The sequence below is a fragment of the Massilia violaceinigra genome, from assembly GCF_002752675.1.
Taxonomy (GTDB): domain Bacteria; phylum Pseudomonadota; class Gammaproteobacteria; order Burkholderiales; family Burkholderiaceae_D; genus Telluria_A; species Telluria_A violaceinigra.
This window is the reverse complement of sequence record NZ_CP024608.1, coordinates 1498163-1517720: the sequence shown is the minus strand read 5'-3', so window position 1 is coordinate 1517720 and position 19558 is coordinate 1498163. Positions and strand designations below refer to the sequence as shown.

22 protein-coding genes are annotated in these 19558 nt (G+C 62.5%); 8 read left to right on the top strand and 14 right to left on the bottom strand.

The window, feature by feature from the left end:
- Positions 1–86 precede the first annotated feature (86 nt).
- The 6 genes from gatC (at position 87) to CR152_RS06780 (ending at position 5060) form a co-directional block, all read left to right on the top strand.
- The gene (gene gatC / locus CR152_RS06800) at positions 87–389 is read left to right on the top strand and encodes an Asp-tRNA(Asn)/Glu-tRNA(Gln) amidotransferase subunit GatC (RefSeq protein ID WP_099874230.1); all 303 of its coding nucleotides are present in this window, start codon (positions 87–89) and stop codon (positions 387–389) included.
- A gap of 100 nt (positions 390–489) precedes the next feature.
- Positions 490–1965 (top strand): Asp-tRNA(Asn)/Glu-tRNA(Gln) amidotransferase subunit GatA, encoded by a 1476-nt coding sequence (gene gatA, locus CR152_RS06795; RefSeq protein ID WP_099874229.1) that lies wholly within the window; start codon positions 490–492, stop codon positions 1963–1965.
- Between the two features lie 56 nt (positions 1966–2021).
- Positions 2022–3482 (top strand): Asp-tRNA(Asn)/Glu-tRNA(Gln) amidotransferase subunit GatB, encoded by a 1461-nt coding sequence (gatB, locus tag CR152_RS06790; protein ID WP_099874228.1) that lies wholly within the window; start codon positions 2022–2024, stop codon positions 3480–3482.
- A gap of 125 nt (positions 3483–3607) precedes the next feature.
- On the top strand, positions 3608–4150 hold the full coding sequence (locus CR152_RS06785; RefSeq protein ID WP_099874227.1) for an endonuclease V: 543 nt from the start codon (positions 3608–3610) through the stop codon (positions 4148–4150).
- Positions 4151–4227: 77 nt separating this feature from the next.
- Positions 4228–4623 carry a hypothetical protein gene (locus tag CR152_RS32735; RefSeq protein WP_157778365.1) on the top strand — a complete coding sequence of 132 codons (396 nt, stop codon included), beginning with the start codon at positions 4228–4230 and terminating at the stop codon, positions 4621–4623.
- A complete protein-coding gene (locus CR152_RS06780) occupies positions 4620–5060 on the top strand; it encodes a hypothetical protein (RefSeq protein WP_099874226.1) in 441 nt (146 codons plus the stop codon). Before CR152_RS32735 ends, CR152_RS06780 begins: the two co-directional genes overlap by 4 nt.
- 37 nt (positions 5061–5097) lie before the next feature.
- Here the strand turns inward: CR152_RS06780 and pyrE are convergent, their stop codons facing one another.
- Entirely contained in the window at positions 5098–5760 is a 663-nt protein-coding gene (pyrE, locus tag CR152_RS06775; RefSeq protein ID WP_099874225.1) for an orotate phosphoribosyltransferase, read from the bottom strand.
- A 67-nt stretch (positions 5761–5827) separates the two neighbouring features.
- Here pyrE and CR152_RS06770 point away from each other — a divergent pair, with 67 nt between their 5' ends.
- On the top strand, positions 5828–6598 hold the full coding sequence (locus CR152_RS06770; RefSeq protein ID WP_099874224.1) for an exodeoxyribonuclease III: 771 nt from the start codon (positions 5828–5830) through the stop codon (positions 6596–6598).
- A gap of 7 nt (positions 6599–6605) precedes the next feature.
- Here CR152_RS06770 and CR152_RS06765 read toward each other — a convergent pair whose 3' ends face one another.
- The 12 genes from CR152_RS06765 to CR152_RS06710 form a co-directional block, all read right to left on the bottom strand.
- Entirely contained in the window at positions 6606–7514 is a 909-nt protein-coding gene (locus CR152_RS06765) for an RluA family pseudouridine synthase (protein ID WP_099874223.1), read from the bottom strand.
- Positions 7515–8426, bottom strand: a complete 912-nt coding sequence (locus CR152_RS06760) for a M48 family metallopeptidase (protein ID WP_099874222.1) — start codon at positions 8424–8426, stop codon at positions 7515–7517.
- A gap of 82 nt (positions 8427–8508) precedes the next feature.
- Positions 8509–9126: a methionine biosynthesis protein MetW gene (gene metW, locus CR152_RS06755; RefSeq protein WP_099874221.1), complete on the bottom strand. Its 618-nt coding sequence runs from the start codon at positions 9124–9126 to the stop codon at positions 8509–8511.
- The gene (gene metX / locus CR152_RS06750; protein WP_229413778.1) at positions 9123–10244 is read right to left on the bottom strand and encodes a homoserine O-succinyltransferase MetX; all 1122 of its coding nucleotides are present in this window, start codon (positions 10242–10244) and stop codon (positions 9123–9125) included. Before metX ends, metW begins: the two co-directional genes overlap by 4 nt.
- A gap of 193 nt (positions 10245–10437) precedes the next feature.
- Entirely contained in the window at positions 10438–12189 is a 1752-nt protein-coding gene (gene ptsP, locus CR152_RS06745; RefSeq protein WP_099882057.1) for a phosphoenolpyruvate--protein phosphotransferase, read from the bottom strand.
- Between the two features lie 32 nt (positions 12190–12221).
- Positions 12222–12491 (bottom strand): HPr family phosphocarrier protein, encoded by a 270-nt coding sequence (locus CR152_RS06740; RefSeq protein WP_099874219.1) that lies wholly within the window; start codon positions 12489–12491, stop codon positions 12222–12224.
- 73 nt (positions 12492–12564) lie between these two features.
- Entirely contained in the window at positions 12565–12972 is a 408-nt protein-coding gene (locus CR152_RS06735; protein ID WP_099874218.1) for a PTS sugar transporter subunit IIA, read from the bottom strand.
- A 12-nt stretch (positions 12973–12984) separates the two neighbouring features.
- Positions 12985–13932: a glutathione synthase gene (gene gshB, locus CR152_RS06730; RefSeq protein ID WP_099874217.1), complete on the bottom strand. Its 948-nt coding sequence runs from the start codon at positions 13930–13932 to the stop codon at positions 12985–12987.
- 238 nt (positions 13933–14170) lie between these two features.
- On the bottom strand, positions 14171–15472 hold the full coding sequence (gshA, locus tag CR152_RS06725) for a glutamate--cysteine ligase (protein ID WP_099874216.1): 1302 nt from the start codon (positions 15470–15472) through the stop codon (positions 14171–14173).
- Between the two features lie 159 nt (positions 15473–15631).
- On the bottom strand, positions 15632–17167 hold the full coding sequence (locus CR152_RS06720) for an ammonium transporter (RefSeq protein WP_099874215.1): 1536 nt from the start codon (positions 17165–17167) through the stop codon (positions 15632–15634).
- Between the two features lie 15 nt (positions 17168–17182).
- Positions 17183–17521 (bottom strand): P-II family nitrogen regulator, encoded by a 339-nt coding sequence (locus tag CR152_RS06715; RefSeq protein WP_054266216.1) that lies wholly within the window; start codon positions 17519–17521, stop codon positions 17183–17185.
- A gap of 10 nt (positions 17522–17531) precedes the next feature.
- On the bottom strand, positions 17532–18284 hold the full coding sequence (locus CR152_RS06710) for a TorF family putative porin (RefSeq protein ID WP_099874214.1): 753 nt from the start codon (positions 18282–18284) through the stop codon (positions 17532–17534).
- A gap of 263 nt (positions 18285–18547) precedes the next feature.
- On the opposite strand from CR152_RS06710, the gene CR152_RS06705 reads away from it, so the two are divergent.
- Entirely contained in the window at positions 18548–18802 is a 255-nt protein-coding gene (locus CR152_RS06705; RefSeq protein WP_099874213.1) for an accessory factor UbiK family protein, read from the top strand.
- Positions 18803–18827: 25 nt separating this feature from the next.
- Here the strand turns inward: CR152_RS06705 and CR152_RS06700 are convergent, their stop codons facing one another.
- On the bottom strand, positions 18828–19391 hold the full coding sequence (locus CR152_RS06700; protein WP_157778364.1) for a TetR/AcrR family transcriptional regulator: 564 nt from the start codon (positions 19389–19391) through the stop codon (positions 18828–18830).
- Between the last annotated feature and the right edge of the window lie 167 nt (positions 19392–19558).

Here is a 19558-nt window from a genome sequence, read left to right as displayed (position 1 = left end):
AGCTTTTATCGGCTTTAGCGCTCTGTTATCGAAACTTCACTATTCGTCCACCACATTTTGAACGCGGCCCGCGCCGCGCAAATTTCATGTCCCTGACACTATCAGATGTAAATCGAATCGCCTATCTGTCCAAACTCGAGATGGACGAGGCCCACGCCGACATCGCGCTGGCGGAACTGAACGGTATTTTCGCGCTGGCCGAGCAGATGAAGGATGTCGACACCACCGGCGTGGAGCCGCTCTCGCACCCGCTCGCGGCCATCCTGGGCAAGCTGCCGTTGCGCCTGCGCGACGACGTCGTGACCGAGGAAAACGCCCGCGAAGCCTACCAGGCGCCGGCGCCGAAGACCCAGGACGGCCTGTATCTGGTGCCGCAAGTGATCGAATAACGGCCGCCCACCCTCTTCGTCCGACCGGCGCCGCGCGCGTCGCCGAGTACCGGGCACACTCCCGAGCAAACCGAGCAATTACGTCAGCCGAGCATCCGCCATGCATACTAAAACCATTCAACAGCTGTCCGCGCTCCTGCACGCGAAACAGGTTTCCGCCACCGAGCTGACCACCCACTTCCTGCAGCGCGCCAAAGCGAGCGACCTGAACGCCTTCCTGCAGGTCGACGAAGCCTTGTCGCTTGAACAAGCGCGCGCCGCCGATGTGCGCCTCGCCTCCGGCAATGCCGGCCCGCTGACCGGGATTCCGATCGCGCACAAGGATATTTTCGTCACCAAAGGCTGGCGTTCGACGGCCGGCTCGAAGATGCTGGCCAATTACACCAGCCCGTTCGACGCCACCGTGGTCGACAAATTCAACCGCGCCGGCATGGTCACCCTGGGCAAGCTCAATTGCGACGAATTCGCGATGGGCTCGTCGAACGAAAACTCGGCCTTTGGCGCCGTCAAGAATCCGTGGGACACGCTGGCCGTGCCGGGCGGCTCCTCGGGCGGCTCGGCCGCGGCGATTGCCGCGCGCCTGGCGCCGGCCGCCACCGCCACCGATACCGGCGGCTCGATCCGCCAGCCGGCCGCGTTTTGCGGCGTCACCGGCATCAAGCCGACCTACGGGCGCGTGTCGCGCTTCGGCATGATCGCGTTCGCGTCCTCGCTCGACCAGGGCGGCCCGATCGCCCAGAGCGCCGAAGACTGCGCCATGCTGCTCAATGAAATGATCGGCTTCGATGCGCGCGATTCGACCAGCCTGACGGCCGAACAGGGCAATGTGCGCGAAGACTTCACGCGCGACCTGAACGCACCGCTCAAGGGCTTGCGCATCGGCTTGCCAAAAGAATATTTTGGCGAAGGCCTGGCGGCCGACGTCGAACAAGCCGTGCGCGCCGCGCTCGACGTATTTGTGAAACTGGGCGCAACCCTGGTTGACATTTCGCTGCCAAAAACGTCGCTCTCGATCCCTGTCTACTACGTGATCGCCCCGGCGGAAGCGTCGTCGAACCTGTCGCGCTTCGACGGCGTGCGCTACGGCCACCGCGCCAGCGAATACAAGAACCTCGAAGACATGTACAAAAAGTCGCGTGCCGAAGGCTTCGGTCCCGAAGTGCAGCGCCGCATCCTGGTCGGCACCTACGTGCTGTGCCATGGCTATTACGACGCTTACTACCTGCAGGCCCAGAAGATCCGGCGCCTGATCGCCGACGACTTCCAGGCCGCGCTGGGCAACACCTGCGACGTCATCATGGGCCCGGTCGCGCCAACCGTCGCCTGGGACTTGGGCGACAAGGCCAACGACCCGGTCGCCAACTACCTGGCCGACATTTTTACCCTGTCGACCAGCCTGGCCGGCCTGCCCGGCATGTCGGTCCCGTGCGGCTTCGGCCAGGGCGAAAAGAACAGCAAGCGCCCGGTGGGCCTGCAAATCATTGGCAATTACTTTGCCGAAGCGAAGCTGCTAAATATTGCCCACCAGTACCAGCTGGCGACCGACTGGCACACCCGCGCGCCGGCCGGCATCTGATTTCGCCGGGTGCGCACCGCGTGCGCACCGGCAACCTGACAAGAAAAGAGAACACTATGCAATGGGAAGTCGTCATCGGTCTTGAGAACCACGTGCAGCTCACGACCAACTCCAAGATTTTCAGCGGCAGTTCGATTCAGTTCGGCGCCGAGCCGAACACCCAGGCCAGCCCGGTCGACCTGGCGTTGCCGGGCGTGCTGCCGGTGATGAACCGCGGCGCGGTCGAACGCGCGATCCGTTTCGGCCTGGCGGTCGACGCGAAAATCGCGCCGGAATCGGTGTTTGCGCGCAAAAACTATTTTTACCCGGATTTGCCCAAGGGTTACCAGATCAGCCAGTTCGCCGATCCGGTCGTCATCGGCGGCCAGCTCACCTTCGGCTTCGAAAAAGATGGCCAGTTCCAGACCAAAACTGTGAACCTGACGCGCGCCCACCTGGAAGAAGACGCCGGCAAGTCGCTGCACGAAGACTATGCAGGCATGACCGGCATCGACCTGAACCGCGCCGGTACGCCGCTGCTGGAAATCGTGTCCGAGCCGGAAATGCGCAGCGCGGCCGAGGCCGTGGCGTACGCCAAGGCACTGCATACCCTGGTCGTGTGGCTGGGCGTGTGCGACGGCAACATGCAGGAAGGCTCGTTCCGCTGCGACGTCAACGTCTCGGTGCGTCCGGTTGGCACGACGGAACTGGGCACCCGCTGCGAGATCAAGAACCTGAACTCCTTCCGTTTCATGGAAGAAGCGATCGCCTATGAAGTGCGGCGCCAGATCGACCTGATCGAAGATGGCGGCAAAGTGCAGCAAGCCACGCGCCTGTGGGACCCGGACAAGAAGGAAACGCGCTCGATGCGCACCAAGGAAGACGCGCAGGATTACCGCTACTTCCCCGATCCGGACTTGCCGCCGCTGCTCATTTCCGACGAGTGGGTCGCGCGCATCAAGGCCGACATGCCGGAACTGCCGGCCGCGATGCGTGCGCGCTTCGCGAACGACTACGGCTTGCCGGAATACGACAGCCTGTTCCTGACCTCGTCGAAACAGATGGCCGCGTACTTCGAAGCTGTCGTCGCCAAGACCGGAAAAGAGCAAGCCAAGACCGCGGCCAACTGGCTGATGGGCGACGTGGCCTCGACCCTGAACCGCGAAAACGTCGACATCGCCGATTCGCCGGTGGAAGCATCGCAACTGGCGCTGATGATCAAGCGCATTGCCGACGGCACGATTTCCACCAAGAGCGCCAAGGAAGTGTTTGCGGGCATGTGGGAAGCCAAATCGAACGATGAAAACATCGCCGACGTGGTCATCAAGGAAAAAGATCTGGTGACCATCTCCGACAGCGGCGCGCTGGAAAAGATCGTCGACGATGTGCTGGCGGCCAACGCCAAATCGGTCGAGCAATACCGCGCCGGCAAGGAAGCGGCCATCAACGCGCTGATCGGCCAGGCCATGAAGGCATCCAAAGGCAAGGCCAACCCGGCCGAGCTGACCGAGCTGCTCAAGAAAAAGCTGGCTGGCTGATACCTGCCGTAGGCTCTGCGGCATAGTTCGCATCCATACCGGCCGTCAATGTTGCTCAATCGAGGTCAGACCCCGGTTAAGCAATATTGACGGCCGGCTTTGTTTCCGCCAAGGAGAAATGCCTGATGATATTAGCAGTCGACGTGCAATACGATGCCGATTGCGGCTATGCCGCGGGGCTGCTGTTCGAGCGCTGGGATGCCTTGACGCCAGCGGCGACTATCTGCAAAAAGCAGGCCGGCGTCGGGGAGTATGTTCCGGGGGAATTCTACAAGCGCGAGCTGCCGTGCATCCTGGCCCTGCTCGGCGAACTCGACCAGCTTCCCGAGGTCGTCGTCATCGATGGCTTTGTGTTCCTCGACGGGCATTCTCACGCGGGACTGGGCAAGCATCTGTACGATGCGCTGGACGGCAAGGCCAAAGTCATCGGCGTGGCGAAAACGTCGTATGCCGGCATCGGCGACAACTACAAACTGCTGCGCGGCGACAGCATCAAGCCGCTGTTCATTACCTGCATCGGGCTTGAGTTGGCGGAGGCGAAGGAACACATCGCTGCCATGCACGGGCCGCACCGCATGCCGGTGCTGCTGAAAACGGTCGACCGCATTTGCCGCGAGCAGGCACTGGCGGGCGCGGCCGGCATTGCGCAGGATTTACCGCAGAGCTGAACGCGATTGAGGGGGCGCAAACAAGCGTTCGTTTTCGGCGTCAGACTGGTTGATGTGAATCCTCCCGACTGCCCATCATGCTCACCATCGCCGATCTTGAAAAGCTCGCTCGCACGCGTCTGCATGAGGCCACCGCTCTCCTGGTCACCCAACAGTTCGACGGGTCGGCTTACCTCAGCGGATACGCGGTCGAGTTGATCCTGAAAGCAAGGATTTGCGCCAACTTGCGTTGGAATGGATATCCCGAGTCGCGCCACGAGTTTGAACGCTATACCTCATTTCGCACGCATTATCTTGAAACACTGCTTAACCTGACAGGTCATCAAGAAAAAGTTCGAACCAAATATATCTCCCACTGGTCGAATGTAAAAGATTGGTCACCTGAAGAACGCTATCGACCGCCCGGGGCTGTACCTGGAAGTGCGGCGCGTGCCAGGCTTGCTGCCGCATCGTTTCTTGTGAGGAGTATATGAAAGCGGAATTGAAGGTCTTATTGAACAAAATGGCGGTAATTGAACGCGAGATTTCCGAAGAAAAAGGAGAGCTGACCTTTTTCGCCTTGCTTTTGCCATGGGCCGGGCTGGAGCCAGCATGGGAACTTACCGTTTCCGCGCACTGGGCCGATCGTGAGCATAGACCTGCGGCGATCAGCTATATCGTCGATCAATACTATGCAGTGTGCAGCAATCCCGAGCGGATGATGATTGCAAACGTGACAATCATCGACACGGATGACGACGAGCTCGATGACATCCTGGACGATTATGACGTCGAGCACGGTATGGTGAAAATGAAATACAGCCGCTATTTCGATAACGAATTCGATCGCGGCTATATTTTCACCTGCAAGAGGCGCACAGCGGAAGCGGCACCGCCTGAGCACGAGCGGGCTGCCGACCAGCCCGTCTGACGAGGGCACTCAGGGCGCTGCGGGCCGCCCGCCCGCCTTACACCCCGTAGCGCGTCCGGTACGCCGCCACCGCATCCTTGTACTGCGCCATCTCCGGATCGGCCCCGGCCGCGTTCAGGTAAGTAAACAAATCCTCCAGGTTCCCGATCGACACCACCGGAATATTGAACTCCTGGCTGACCTGCTGCACCGCTGAACTTGGCGACAATTCGCCATCCTTGCCCGAACGCTCCATGCGGTCGAGCGCGATGAGCACGGCGCACGGCTCGGCGCCGGCGGCGCGGATCATGTCGACCGATTCGCGCACCGACGTGCCCGCCGAAATCACATCGTCGATAATGACGACCTTGCCCGCCAGCTTCGCGCCGACAATAGTGCCCCCTTCGCCATGGTCCTTGGCTTCCTTGCGGTTATAGGCGAACGAGGTGTTGTGCCCTTTGCCCGCCAGCGCCACCGCGGTGGCGGACGCCAGGGTGATGCCCTTGTACGCCGGCCCGAACAGCATGTCGAACTCGATCCCCGAATCGATCAGGGTCTGCGCGTAAAACTGCGCCAGCTTGGCCAGGGTGGCGCCATCATGGAACAGGCCGGCGTTGAAGAAATACGGCGACAGGCGGCCAGCCTTGGTGGTGAACTCGCCGAAGCGCAACACGCCCGCCGACACCGAAAACGCGATAAACTGTTGGCGCAAATTATTCACGACGACCTCATTTGTTCATATAGAAAAGTGGCGCTATTTTACGCCACCCTCCACACCCCCTGGAACCATGCCAAAAATTATTTCCGCGAACCTGAACGGGATCCGCTCCGCCCACAAGAAGGGTTTTTTCAACTGGATGGCCACCCAGACCGCCGATTTCGTCTGCGTCCAGGAGCTCAAGGCGCAGCTGCCCGACATGACCGAGGAATTCCTGATGCCGGGCGGCTATCACGGCCATTTCCATTACGCCGAGAAAAAAGGCTACTCCGGTACCGGTATCTACAGCCGGACCAAGCCGGACGCCGTGCGCATTGGTTTCGGCAGCCCCGAATTCGATGCCGAAGGCCGCTACGTGCGTTGTGATTTCGGCAACCTGACCATCATTTCGGTCTATTGCCCGTCCGGTTCCTCGTCGCCGGAACGCCAGGAAGCCAAGTTCCGCTTCATGGAACTGTTCCTGCCGCATCTGCTGGAATTGCGCGCCGAAGGCCGCGAAGTGGTCATCTGCGGCGACTGGAATATTGCCCACAATGAAATCGACCTGAAAAACTTCAAAGGCAACAAGAAGAATTCAGGATTCCTGCCGGAAGAGCGCGCCTGGCTGACGCGTGTGTTTGATGAAGTCGGCTTTGTGGACGTGCACCGCGGCATCGACAAGCGCCCCGAGCAATACACCTGGTGGAGCAACCGCGGCCAGGCCTACGCCAAGAACGTTGGGTGGCGCATCGATTATCACGTGGCAACCCCCGGCATCGCCGCTCAGGCCAAGGAAGTATTCATCTACAAGGATGAGCGGTTTTCGGATCACGCACCGCTGATCATCGATTACCGCCTCTAGGACGCCGCTACAGGGTGCGCCGGCTCTCGAACCGGCGCGCCAAGCCCGTCAAGGGATCGTCGAAGCCGATGCTGCGCGCCAGCAGCTTGAGCGGGTTGGCGAAGTCGTCGCCCTTGCACGGCAGCGCTTCGGGATAAAACGCGTCGTTCATGATCGGCGCGCCGAGCGCGGCCATGTGCACCCGCAGCTGGTGCTTGCGGCCCGTATGCGGCTGCAGGCGGTACAGCATGGCGTCCCCCTGCGGCTCGATCACATCGATCACGCTTTCCGAATTCGGCTCGCCGTCGACTTCCTGCATGCGGAAAAACGGATTTCCCTCCACCATGCGGCTGCGGTGCACCAGTGGAAAGGTCAGCTGCGGCAAGGGCGCCGCCAGCGCCTCGTACACCTTGCGCACGCTGCGTTTCTGGAACAGCGACTGGTAGGCGCCACGGGTCGCTTCCTGGTGCGAAAAAACCACCACCCCGGCCGTTTCGCGGTCGAGCCGGTGAATCGGGGTCAGCTGGGCCAACCCGGTCTTGTTCTTCAGCCGCACCAGCAACGTTTCATGCAGGAAGCGCCCGCCCGGTGTCATCGGCAGGAAATGGGGCTTGTCGACCACCAGCAGATGGTCGTCGCGAAACAGGATCTGTTCCTCGAAGGGAATCGGCGTCTCGGCCTCGAGCTCGCGGTAATACCAGATGCGCATGCCGCGCCGCAGCACACTGTCGGCGCCAAGCATGTCGCCGCTGGCGTCGACCACCTCGCCGCGCGCCATGCGGTCGCGCCAGACAGCCTCGCCTACATCGGCGAAATGGCTGGTGAGAAACGCCAGCGCGCCCTCAAGCGGGCTATCGTCCAGCCATAAATAACTGGGCGCGACGCCATCGCGGACCGGCAGCGGAACAACTGCATTGGCGTCGGCCTGCCGTCCCATTTACTTGGGCGCGCTGCTACGGTACGGCGGCAATTGCGCGACCGAGGTGTTCTTGCTGCGCGCATACAGCGGCAGCAGCACGTTCATGTGCTCTTCCATGTGGCGGATGCGTTCCTTGCCGCCCGGGTGGGTCGACAGCCACGCCGGGGGCGCTCCGCCGCCCGCCGCTGCCATTTTTTGCCACAGGATGATGCCGGCGCGCGGATCGTAACCGGCGCGCGCGGCCAGGTCCAGGCCGATCAGGTCGGCTTCGCGTTCGTCGTCGCGCGAGAATTTGAGCGAAGCGAACTGCGCGCCATACTGGGCCACCGTGTCGGTAATGCCGGGATCGATGCCGAGCACCGCCGCCAGCACCGCGCCGCCCACCCGTGCGCCGACATTGGTGGCGGTCGACTTGACCATCTGCTCGCGCCCGTGTTCGCGCAGGGCGTGCGAAACTTCGTGGCCCATGATGGCGGCCACTTCATCGTCGGTCAGGTTCAGGGTGGTGAGGATGCCGCTGAAAAACGCGATGCGTCCACCGGGCATGCAGAAGGCGTTGATTTGCTTGGACGACAGCAGATTGACCTGCCACTTCCATTTGGCGGCCTCGGGATTCCAGCGCGTGGCGTACGGAATGATCCGTTTGGCGATGGTGCGCAGGCGCACTACCTGCGGATGGTCGTCCGGCACCAGCGCCCCCTTTTGCTGGGCTTGGCCCATCAGCTGCGTATATTGCTGCGCCGCCTGCTGGTCCATTTTCTCGGCCGAAGCCAGCACGCGGTAGCGCGGCATCGGCCGCACCTGGATGCCGTCCTGCACCGCGGCCTTCGCGGTCTTGCCTTTGATCGGCTCCGGCAGCGGCTGGGCGGTGGCCAGGACCGTGCAGGCGCCGAGCGTCAGGGCCAGGAGAATAGGTTTAATCTTATGCATGTTTCAATTCCTGCTATGTATTTGATAACACCATCATCGCAGGAAATCCCGTAAAGTCGCACACGATAAGGTTTCCGGCCGCTCAGGCCGCCGCTTGCGTCTTTTTGCGCAGCCGAAACACGGCCAGGCTGCCGCGCAGGTTGGGCAGGAAGGACACCGGCTTGCCGTCGGCCAGCGCGACCCGCTCCAGTACTTCGAGGCCGCATTCTTGCGCAAGTTCCTCGAAATCGTAAATCGTCGCGCAGCGCACGTTGGGGGTGTCGTACCACTGGTACGGCAGCGACTTGGACACCGGCATGCGGCCCTTGAGCAGCGCCATGCGGTGCGGCCAGTAGGCGAAATTGGGGAACGAGACGATCGCTTCGGCGCCCACCCGCACGATATCGCGCAGCAGCGCCTCGACGTGCTGCATCATCTGCAGCGACGACAGGCACAGGACGGTGTCGAAGGAATTATCGGAAAACAGGCCAAGGCCTTTTTCCATGTCCTGCTGGATCACGTTGATGCCGCGCCGCGCGCTGGCCAGCAGCGATTCGTCGGCGATCTCGATGCCGTAGCCGGTGCAGCCCTTGCCGCTCTGGAGGTAGCGCAGCATGGCGCCGTCGCCGCAGCCCACGTCGAGCACGTGCGATTTTTCCGGCACCCAGTGCGCGATGAACGCCAGGTCGGGGCGCAGGCTGGAGAGGTCTTCAAAATTCATGCTTGCCCTTTCACCGGCATGGCTTCCCAGATGCGCTGGTAGTAGGCGCGCACCATGTTCATGTAGCGCTGGTCCTCCAGCAGGAAGGCGTCGTGGCCGTGCGGGGCGTCGATTTCGGCGTAGGTCACGCGGCGCCGGTTGCATACCAGCGCCTCGACGATCTCGCGCGAGCGCTCGGGCGAAAAGCGCCAGTCGGTGGTAAACGAGGCGACGAAAAAGTCGGCCTTGGTGCCGGCCAGCGCGCGCGTGAGCGAGCCGCCGAATTCGCGCGCCGGGTCGAAATAATCGAGCGCCTTGGTGATCAGGAGGTAGGTATTGGCGTCGAAGTATTCCGAGAACTTGTCGCCCTGGTAGCGCAAATAGGACTCGATCTCGAAGTCGATGCCGAAGTCGAATTTGTAGTCGTTGTTTTCAGCGGCGTTACGCAGTTTTCGGCCGAATTTTTCGGCCATGTCGTCGTTCGACAGGTAGGTGATGTGACCGACCATGCGCGCCACGCGCAGCCCGTTCTTGGGCACCACGCCGTGCGCGTAGAAGTCGCCGCCGCGATAATCCGGGTCCGACAGGATGGCCTGGCGCGCCACGTCGTTGAAGGCGATGTTTTGCGCCGACAGCTTGGGGGTGGAGGCGATCACGACGCAGTGGCGCAGGCGGTCGGGGAACATGATGCTCCACGCGAGCGCCTGCATGCCGCCCAGCGAGCCGCCCATGACGGCGGCGAACTGCACGATGCCGAGGGCGTCGGCCAGGCGCGCCTGCGCGGCGACCCAGTCTTCCACCGTCACCACCGGGAAGGAGGCGCCGTAGGGTTTGCCGGTGGCCGGATTGAGGTGCATCGGGCCGGTGGAGCCGAAACAGGAGCCGAGGTTGTTGACGCCGATGACGAAGAAACGGTCGGTGTCGAGCGGTTTGCCCGGACCGACCATATTGTTCCACCAGCCGGTGCTTTTCGGGTCGCCCTCGTAGGTGCCGGCCACGTGGTGGGAGGCGTTCAGGGCGTGGCAGACCAGCACCGCGTTCGATTTGTCGGCGTTGAGGGTGCCGTAGGTTTCGTACACCAGGGTGTACTCGGCCAGCGCACCACCGCCCTGCAACCGCAGCGGTTCGGCAAAGCGCATCGCTTGCGGGGAGACTATTCCAATGGATGACATGAGATTCGAAAAAATGAGTTAAGAGCGCTACCTCGTCGTTCCCGCGCCAAGGCGGCTCTCGGCGGGAACCCAAGGTTTTTCGCTAACCATGTATTACTTGGGTTCCCGCCGAGAGCCGCCTTGGCGCGGGAACGACGGAGGATATGGCGCGGGAAGACTGTCAAATCACCTGCAACTGCTGCACCGCCTCCACAATCGCATGCGGCTCGGTGGTGCGCAAGATCTTGCGCGTCTGCGGGGTGATTGTGGTCAGGTCGCAATTCAAGATCTCCTGCTTGACCGACAGCAGCTGCGCCGGATGCATCGAGAACTCGCGCAGTCCCATGCCCAGCAACAGGCGCGTCAACTTCACATCGCCCGCCATCTCGCCGCACACCGCCACGTCGATTCCAGCCTTCATCCCCGCCGAGATGGTCATCGCGATCAGCTGCAAAATCGCCGGATGCAGCGGGTCGTACAAGTGCGCCACTTCGTAATCGACCCGGTCGATCGCCAAGGTGTACTGAATCAGGTCGTTGGTGCCGATCGACAGGAAGTTCATGCGCTTGACGAACATCGGCAGCGACAGCGCCGCCGCCGGGATCTCGATCATCGCGCCGACGTCGATCGCCGCATCGTACTTTTGCCCCGCCTCGCGCAGCTGCGCCTTGGCCTGCTCCACCATCGCCAGGCACTGGTCGATCTCGAACACGTGCGACAGCATTGGAATGAGCAGGCGCACCTTGCCGAACGCGGAGGCCCGCAGAATCGCGCGCAGCTGCGTTAGGAACAGCTGCGGCTCGGCCAGGCAATAGCGGATCGCGCGCAGTCCCAGCGCGGGATTGAGCGCGGTGTGCTCGGTCTGGTCGAGCGGTTTGTCGGCGCCGATGTCGAGCGTGCGGATCGTCACCGGCCGCCCTTTCATCGCCACCACCGCCTTGCGGTACTGCTCGAACTGTTCGTCCTCGCTCGGAATCTTGTGCGCCTGACCGCTGCGGCCCATGAACAGGAACTCGGAGCGGAACAGGCCCACCCCTTCGGCGCCGCAGTCGAGCGCGTGCGGGCAATCGTCCGGCAGTTCGATGTTGGCCAGCAGGGTGATGACGGTGCCGTCGCGCGTGATGGCCGGGGTTTTCTTGAGCTTCGAGAGCTTCTTGCGCGCCTTGAGCATGGCCGCCTGGCGCGCCCGGTACTGCTCCAGCACCAGCGTGCTCGGATTGCAGATCACCACGCCGGCATCGCCGTCGATGATCACCCAGTCGTCCTGCTCGATCAATTGCGACGCCTGCGACATGCCCACCGCCGCCGGAATATCGAGGCTGCGCGCCACGATCGCCGTGTGCGAGTTCTGCCCGCCCACGTCGGTCACGAAACCGATGAACGAGCGGTCGCGGAACTGCAGCATGTCGGCCGGCGAAATGTCGTGCGCGACGACGATCATCTGCGGCTGGAATTCTTCGTCGGTGACGGGCGCCGGCGCCAGCTGGGCGGTGCCCATCAATACCTTGAGCACCCGCTCGGCCACCTGCTGGATGTCGGCCTTGCGCTCGCGCAGATACGGGTCTTCAATTTCGTCGAACTGCGCCGACAATTCGTCGATCTGCGTCACCAGCGCCCACTCGGCGTTGTAGTGGCGCGTGCGGATGATATCGAGCGGCGCTTCCGAAATCATCGGGTCCGACAGAATCAGCGCGTGCACGTCGATGAACGCGCCCAGTTCCGTCGGCGCGTCCTTGGGCAGGTCGGTCCATAGCGCCTGCAGGCCGCGATGCACCTCGGCCAGGGCATCCTGCAAGCGCTTCACTTCCGCTTCCAGGTGCTCTTCGGCCACCAGGTAATGCTTGACGTCGAGCGCGGCGGGCGTGAGCAGGTGCGCGCGGCCGATCGAGATACCGCGCGACACAGGAATGCCGTGCAGCGTGAACGATGCCATGGATGATCCGCTGGAGGTGCGTCCGACCGGCATTACTCGCCTTCGCCGAATTTGTCGTTGATCAGCGCGGCAAGCGCTTCGACACATTCCTTCTCGTCGGCGCCGTCGGCTTCCAGGGTGACCTTGGCGCCCTTCCCGGCCGCCAGCATCATCACGCCCATGATCGACTTGGCATTGATGCGGCGCGCGTTACGCGTGAGCCAGACGTCGCTCGAAAACTTCGCGGCCAGCTGCGTGAATTTGGCCGAGGCGCGCGCATGCAAACCAAGTTTGTTGATAATTTCCAGATCTTGTTGAATCATTTTTTTGTCGTCTCTTCACACGGATCCTGCACATTCGCACACCCGGTGGCCGCAGCCACCGCCCAATCGCTTTTTACGCCGGTCCTACCCTGATACGATTGTCGACCCGCACCGCACCGCTCTGCGCGCCGGCCAGCGCCATTTCAACCACCACGTCGAGCGTGTCGCGCCGGTAGGTGATCGCGCGCAGCAGCATCGGCAGGCTGATGCCGGCGATGACTTCAACCCGCCCCGCGTCGGCCAGCGAATTGCAGCAGTTGGCCGGCGTGCCGCCCTTGATATCGGTGATTACCAGCACGCCGGTACCGTCGTCGAGGCGGCAGATCGCCTGGCGCGCCAGTTCGTTCACCTCGGCCAGGTCCTGGTCGGCGGTGACGTCGATCGCCTCAAAATGCTCGGTGGGGCCGCGGAACACGTGCGCCACCGCGGCGATGAACGCCTGTCCGAGCGGCGCATGGGTCATCAACAGAATACCTACCATAATATGTTTGCCTTACTTTCCCTTGCTGCGCCGCTCGACGGCGTCGATGAACATCGCCGCCACGTCGAAGCCCGCCTGGTCGGTGATCTCCTGGAAGCAGGTCGGGCTGGTGACATTGACTTCGGTGAGACACTCGCCGATCACATCCAATCCTACCAGTAACAGGCCGCGCTCGGCCAGCAAGGGGCCGATGCTCTCGGCGATGTGGAGGTCGTGCGCGGTCAGGGGCTGCGCCACGCCGATGCCGCCGGCGGCCAGGTTGCCGCGAATTTCAGTGCCCTGCGGGATGCGCGCCAGTGCGAACGGCACCGGCTTGCCATCGATGACGAGAATGCGCTTGTCGCCCTTGACGATATCGGGAATGTAGCGCTGCGCCATGATGGTCTGGGCGCCATTGAGGGTCAGCGTTTCGATCACCGAACCGAGATTCATGGCGTCGGCGCCGATGCGGAAGATGCCGGCCCCGCCCATGCCGTCGAGCGGCTTGAAGATCACGTCGCCGTGCTTGGCGTGGAACGCGCGCAGGCGCGCCGCGTCCGACGTGACCAGGGTGGGCGAGGTGAATTCGGTGAACTGGGCAATCGCCAGCTTTTCATTGTGGTCACGGATCGCGGACGGCTTGTTGAAGATGCGCGCGCCCTGTTGTTCGGCCAGTTCGAGCAGATAGGTGCCGTACACGTACTCCATGTCGAACGGCGGGTCCTTGCGCTGGATGACGGCGTCGAACTCGGACAGGCGCATCGCCGCCTTGGGCGCGGCGCGGTACCAGTCGTCGGCGTCGCCGGTCAGGGTGATCTGGGCGATGTCGGCACTGACCACGCCTTCTTCCAGGGCCATGTCGCGCTGCTCGAAGGCGTAAACCGCATGGCCGCGCCGTGCCGCCTCGCGCATCATGGCGAAGGTCGAATCCTTGTACGTCTTGAAGCCGGACAGCGGATCAGCGAGGAAAGCGATTTTCATGGGCGATTCCATTCGGGGTAATGCCTGATTTTAGCCGGAAACGCCGATGTTGGCTTGGGATGAGTCTGGATGGGGTGCGGCGATACGCGACGAACTTGGGTTCCCGCATGCGCGGGAACGACGGATATTAGGGTACGGGTGCTAACTTCGTCGTTCCTGCCATTGGCAGAAACGACTTCCCGCGCCAAGGCGGCACTCGGCGGGAACGCATGCGTTCCCCCCAAGTTCGCGCTGTAGCCTAATAAACTTCCGGGTTCGGATCCGTCCGCTCCATCTCCAGCGACGCCGCAATCAACCCCAACCTTGCCACCACGCCATACACATAGAAGCGGTTCGGCGCCGCCGTCCCCGGCTTGGCCTTCAGGTCCGGCACGGCATGCTGCTGGGCAAACGCCAGCGGCACATACTGCGAACCCGGCGCATTCAGGTTCTGGTCGATCCCGCGCTCGGCGTGAATCCGGTAGAACCCGCCTACCACATAGCGGTCGATCATGTACACGACCGGCTCGGCCACCGCATCCTTGATGTTCTCGAAGGTCGGCACGCCTTCCTGGATGATGACGTCGCTGATTTCCACGCCATCCTTGATCACCGACATCTTCTGGCGCTGCGCGCGCGTCAGTTCGCGCACTTCGCTGGCATCCTTGATGGTCAGGATGCCCATGCCATAGGTTCCGGCATCGGGTTTCAGGATCACGAACGGCTTTTGCTCCTTGATCCCGTATTCCTTGTATTTCTTGCGGATCTTGGCCAGCAGCATGGTCACATTGTCGGCCAGGCATTCCGCGCCCTGGTCTTCGTCGAAATTGATCGCGCCGCATTTGCTGTGGAAGGGGTTGACCATCCACGGATCGACATCGATCAGCTTGCCGAACTTCTTGGCCACTTCATCGTAGGCGGCCAGGTGATTGCTCTTCCTGCGCAGCGCCCAGCCGGCGTGCAGCGGCGGCAGCAGCGATTGCTCGTGAATATTTTCCAGGATCGATGGAATACCGGCCGACAAATCGTTATTGAGCAAAATGGTGCAAGGATCGAAATCCTTCAGCCCGACCCGGCGGCCGTTGCTGGACCTCACCAGCGGCTCGACCACCAGCATGTTCCCGTCCGGCAGCGCCAGCGGCGTGGGCTGGGTGATCTCGGGCGACAGGGAACCCAGGCGCACGTGCAGCCCGGTCTGGCGGAAAATCTGCATCAGGCGCGCCACGTTCTGCAGGTAATGCGGATTGCGGGTGTGGCCTTCCGGCACCAGCAGCAGGTTGCGGGCATCCGGGCAATACTTGTCGATCGCGGCCATCGCGGCCTGCACCGCCAGCGGCAGCATCTCGGTGGCAAGATTGTTAAAACCGCCAGGGAACAGGTTGGTATCGACCGGCGCCAGCTTGTAGCCGGCGTTGCGCAAGTCGACCGAGCAATAGAACGGCGGCGTATGTTCCTGCCACTCCATCCGGAACCAGCGCTCAATGGCCGGCGTTGCCGCCAGGATTTTCTTTTCGAGGTCGAGCAGCGGGCCAGTGAGGGCGGTGACGAGGTGGGGAACCATGAGTAAGACGTCCTTAAAGACTGCTTGATGATAATGATGAACTGCACAAATCGGGGCGGAACCGGCGTTTTAAAGTCCTGCGGCGTCGCGGAAAGCAAAAAGGCGCCCCGCGGGGCGCCTGGAACAACCCGCTTGCGCGGGCCGGAGCAAAAATGTGAATCAGGAATGGTAGGCCGATTCGCCGTGACTCGTGATGTCGAGCCCTTCCCGTTCTTCTTCTTCCGGTACGCGCAGACCGATCACCAGGTCCACCAGTTTGTAGGCAATGAAGGACACCACCGCCGACCACAAGATCGTGGTGCCGACCGCGGTCAGCTGCGTGATGACCTGGCCGCCGATCGAATATTCCGCCGATGCCTTGTTGGCAACGTAGTCGAAAATGCCCTGTCCGCCCAAGGATGGCGCGGCAAACACGCCGGTCAGCAAGGCACCCAGGATACCGCCCAGGCCGTGCACGCCGAACACGTCGAGCGAGTCGTCGGCGCCGATCAGGCGCTTGAGGCCGTTCACTCCCCACAGGCAGATAATACCAGCCAGCAAACCAATGACCAAGCCGCCCATCGGGCCGACGAAGCCGGCCGCCGGGGTGATCGCCACCAGGCCGGCTACCGCGCCGGAAGCGGCGCCCAGCATCGATGGCTTGCCCTTGGTGATCCACTCGCCGAACACCCACGACAGGGTGGCGCAGGCGGTGGCCAGCAGGGTGTTGATGAAGGCCAGCGCGGCGATGTCGCCCGCTTCCAGTGCCGAGCCGGCGTTAAAGCCGAACCAGCCGGCCCACAGCAGCGAGGCGCCGATCATGGTCATGGTCAGCGAGTGCGGCGCCATGGCTTCGCGGCCGTAGCCGACGCGCTTGCCGATCAGGATGGCGCCCATCAGGCCGGCCACTGCCGCATTGATGTGCACCACGGTGCCGCCGGCGAAATCGAGCGCACCTTTTTGGAACAGCCAGCCGGCTTTCGCGGTTTCGGTGGCCAGGGTGGCGGCGTCGGTGATGGCGTCCGGACCGGTCCAGAACCAGACCATGTGGGCGATCGGCAGGTAGCCGAAGGTGAACCACAGCACCATGAAGGCGATCACGGCGGCAAACTTGATGCGCTCGGCAAAGGCGCCGACGATCAGGCAGCAGGTAATCGCGGCAAACGTGCCCTGGAAGGCGACATAAATGAACTCCGGAATGACCACGCCCTTGCTGAACGTGGCGGCGTAGGCGAACGTGCCCTTGACCGGATCAAAGATACCGGTCAGCAAAGCCCGGTCGAAGCCGCCAATCACGGCGTTTCCTGCCGTAAATGTCAACGAGTAGCCGTAGATGCACCACAGCACGATGATCAGCGCAAACACCACGAATACCTGCATCAGCACCGACAGCATGTTCTTGGTGCGCACCAGGCCGCCGTAAAACAGCGCCAGCCCGGGAATCGTCATCAGGACCACGAGCACGGTGGAAATGAACATCCAGGTGGTGTCGCCTTTATGCGGCACCGGCGCCGGAGCGGCGGCCGCCGCCGGGACGGCGGCACTGGCGGTGGTGGCGGCCGGCGTGAGCGCGGTGGTGGCGGGCGCCTCGACCGGCGTGACGACCGCGGCCGTCGTATCGGGCTTGGGAGCATCCTGGGCCGAGGCTGGCAAAACGCCGCCGATTGCGCATAGCACCGCAAGTCCGGCCAGCCACTTTGTTATCGTTTTATTCATCAGTGTTCCCTCAGCTTAAAGTGCTTCGTTACCGGTTTCGCCAGTGCGGATACGCACCACCTGTTCCAGGTTATAGACAAAAATCTTGCCGTCGCCAATCTTGCCGGTGCGCGCAGCGCCTTCGATGGCTTCGATGGCCTGTTCAACGATGGCGTCGTCCACAGCCGCCTCGATCTTGGTCTTGGGCAGGAAGTCCACCACATACTCGGCCCCGCGGTACAGCTCGGTATGGCCTTTCTGGCGTCCGAAGCCCTTGACTTCGGTAACGGTAATCCCTTGCACGTTGATGGCCGAGAGCGCTTCGCGCACTTCGTCCAGCTTGAAGGGTTTGATAATGGCGGTGATCATTTTCATGGCTGGCCTCTTAGAAAGTTTTTGACACGGTCAGCACGGCGCGGGAACGGCCCAGGTCCTTGCCGTTGACCGGGCTGACGTACATGTCGGTATTGGCGCTGATGACGGCCAGCGCGACCGTGGCGAAACCGAAGTCCTTGGTCAGGCCGATCTTGGCGTCGTTGTAGCTGAGCGCATCGTTGTGGGCCACGCGCTGGCGTCCCACGTGCAGGTTGAGCACCAGGCCGGTGGCCAGGTCGAGATTGGCGCTCAGGTCCAGGTAGCCGCTGCCCTTGCTGTCGGTGGTGCCGAACAGGTTGGTGGTCGAATGCGAATACTTCAGGGACACCGGCCCCATGCCGACCTGCCCGTACAGCTCGAACGTGTTAGCGTTCGGATGCAAGCCGTTCGACGGGTAGCCGTAGTACAGGCCGCCCACGTCGTAGCTGATGCCTTTGGTGATTTCCCCCTTCTTGCCGCCGTACAGGTCGATTTCGACATCGCCGTCGCCGCCCAGGTCCTTGGTCCACTTGATGGTCGACGCCCAGACGCCGGCGTAGGCGCCGCTCGGCGTGTGGCTGTAGTCGGCCCCGCCCTGCACGGCCGGCTTCATGCGGGTTTGCGACAGGCCGCGGTAGCGGTAGTCGCTGGTCAGGGCAGCGTTGAAGCTCACCACATTGTCGGGCGCGGGCGCGTCGGCAGCCTGGGCCAGCGGTGCCCCCAGGGTTGCCAGCGCCAGGGTCAGCGCGGCGGCGAGAGACAACGGAGTAGACAGCTTATTCATGACGGTTCCCTTATGGTTTTTTAACAGAGACGGCGGTTGGGGTTTAAAATGAAGCCTGGAGCATGCACACTGCTTAACCATTAGCAGAAGTCATGCCAGCTACGATTGCGCCCGGCCGCAACTTGTTTTTGCGCCCGGCGTCCCCAACTTGCTGTTAATAAACAGTAAAAAATCCGCGATTCCGGTCGCGGCCGGCGCGAATGCACCAAACTGGCCCACCTGGCGCACCGCTGCGGTGCGCTACCGATTTCACGAGGATTGCGATGGACATGAACAGCTTTTTCAACGACTTGCAGGGCAAGATCAACCAGGCCATCGAGAGTTCGCCGGCCAAGGATATCGAGAAGAACGTCAAAAGCATGATGACCCAGGGCTTTTCCAAGCTCGACCTGGTCACGCGCGAGGAATTCGATATCCAGGCGCAGGTGCTGGCCAAGACCCGCGCCAAGCTCGAAGCACTGGAACAGCGCGTCACCGAGCTCGAAGAACGCCTGGTGCCCACCAAGCCGCAGGTCTGAGTCAGAGTCTGAACCTGCGGCGGCGCTAGCGCCGCATCAGCAAGCGTTCGACCGCATCGATCTGGGCCGCTGAAAAAGCGTTGCGGCCCGGCTCGCGCGTGAGCAATTCGCCCATGGCCCAGGCGTAGATCAGTTGCGCCCGCGTGGCTGCCTCGGCCGCGTCAAAACCAAGCCCCTCCAGCAAGTTCGCCACGAACGCGACACGGCGCTCGTGCACCCGGCGCAGCACCTGGGCCGCGCCCGGGTCTTGCGCGCCGAGCGTGTTGATGGCCTGGTACAGGCCGATATCGAGTTCGCCCACGTTCGTCAACAAAAGACGCAGCCGCGCCAGCGCATCGTCCGCGGCCTCTTCAATGGCGCGGATGATCTGGTCGGTGGCGATCGATTCCCAGCGCTCGAGCACGGCCAGCGCAAAGCTGCCGGCGCTATCGAAATGCCAATAAAAACTTCCCCTGCTCACTCCCATGCGCTTGCACAGCGGATCGGCCTTCAAGGCTTGCGGGCCCTCGTCGCGCAACACGGCCAGGCCGAAGTCGAGCCAGGTGTCGCGCGATAAACGATTTTGTCCGGGAGAACGGGGGGACGGCATGGCGGCTCCAATCAATACGACGCCGGCGCCAGGAACGGTCCCGCGGCATGCGGTGCGATGCGCTCGCATCATAGCTTACCGCCAGCAAACCCGGCAGTGCCCAAACATCGTGTATAGTGCAACCATACACACTGTATGGTTCGGACGCAGCGGTGCCCGTACCGGTC

Coding starts and splice junctions, on each gene's coding strand:
- CR152_RS06780 (WP_099874226.1), top strand. CDS start 4,620: ATGAAAGCGGAATTGAAGGTCTTATTGAACAAAATGGCGGTAATTGAA.
- CR152_RS06705 (WP_099874213.1), top strand. CDS start 18,548: ATGGACATGAACAGCTTTTTCAACGACTTGCAGGGCAAGATCAACCAG.
- gatC (WP_099874230.1), top strand. CDS start 87: ATGTCCCTGACACTATCAGATGTAAATCGAATCGCCTATCTGTCCAAA.
- CR152_RS06770 (WP_099874224.1), top strand. CDS start 5,828: ATGCCAAAAATTATTTCCGCGAACCTGAACGGGATCCGCTCCGCCCAC.
- CR152_RS06710 (WP_099874214.1), bottom strand. CDS start 18,284: ATGAATAAGCTGTCTACTCCGTTGTCTCTCGCCGCCGCGCTGACCCTG.
- metW (WP_099874221.1), bottom strand. CDS start 9,126: ATGAATTTTGAAGACCTCTCCAGCCTGCGCCCCGACCTGGCGTTCATC.
- CR152_RS06735 (WP_099874218.1), bottom strand. CDS start 12,972: ATGGTAGGTATTCTGTTGATGACCCATGCGCCGCTCGGACAGGCGTTC.
- gshA (WP_099874216.1), bottom strand. CDS start 15,472: ATGGTTCCCCACCTCGTCACCGCCCTCACTGGCCCGCTGCTCGACCTC.
- CR152_RS06720 (WP_099874215.1), bottom strand. CDS start 17,167: ATGAATAAAACGATAACAAAGTGGCTGGCCGGACTTGCGGTGCTATGC.
- CR152_RS06760 (WP_099874222.1), bottom strand. CDS start 8,426: ATGCATAAGATTAAACCTATTCTCCTGGCCCTGACGCTCGGCGCCTGC.
- CR152_RS06785 (WP_099874227.1), top strand. CDS start 3,608: ATGATATTAGCAGTCGACGTGCAATACGATGCCGATTGCGGCTATGCC.
- metX (WP_229413778.1), bottom strand. CDS start 10,244: ATGCGCTTTGCCGAACCGCTGCGGTTGCAGGGCGGTGGTGCGCTGGCC.
- ptsP (WP_099882057.1), bottom strand. CDS start 12,189: ATGGCATCGTTCACGCTGCACGGCATTCCTGTGTCGCGCGGTATCTCG.
- CR152_RS06740 (WP_099874219.1), bottom strand. CDS start 12,491: ATGATTCAACAAGATCTGGAAATTATCAACAAACTTGGTTTGCATGCG.
- CR152_RS06700 (WP_157778364.1), bottom strand. CDS start 19,391: ATGCCGTCCCCCCGTTCTCCCGGACAAAATCGTTTATCGCGCGACACC.
- CR152_RS06715 (WP_054266216.1), bottom strand. CDS start 17,521: ATGAAAATGATCACCGCCATTATCAAACCCTTCAAGCTGGACGAAGTG.
- gshB (WP_099874217.1), bottom strand. CDS start 13,932: ATGAAAATCGCTTTCCTCGCTGATCCGCTGTCCGGCTTCAAGACGTAC.
- gatA (WP_099874229.1), top strand. CDS start 490: ATGCATACTAAAACCATTCAACAGCTGTCCGCGCTCCTGCACGCGAAA.
- gatB (WP_099874228.1), top strand. CDS start 2,022: ATGCAATGGGAAGTCGTCATCGGTCTTGAGAACCACGTGCAGCTCACG.
- CR152_RS06765 (WP_099874223.1), bottom strand. CDS start 7,514: ATGGGACGGCAGGCCGACGCCAATGCAGTTGTTCCGCTGCCGGTCCGC.
- CR152_RS32735 (WP_157778365.1), top strand. CDS start 4,228: ATGCTCACCATCGCCGATCTTGAAAAGCTCGCTCGCACGCGTCTGCAT.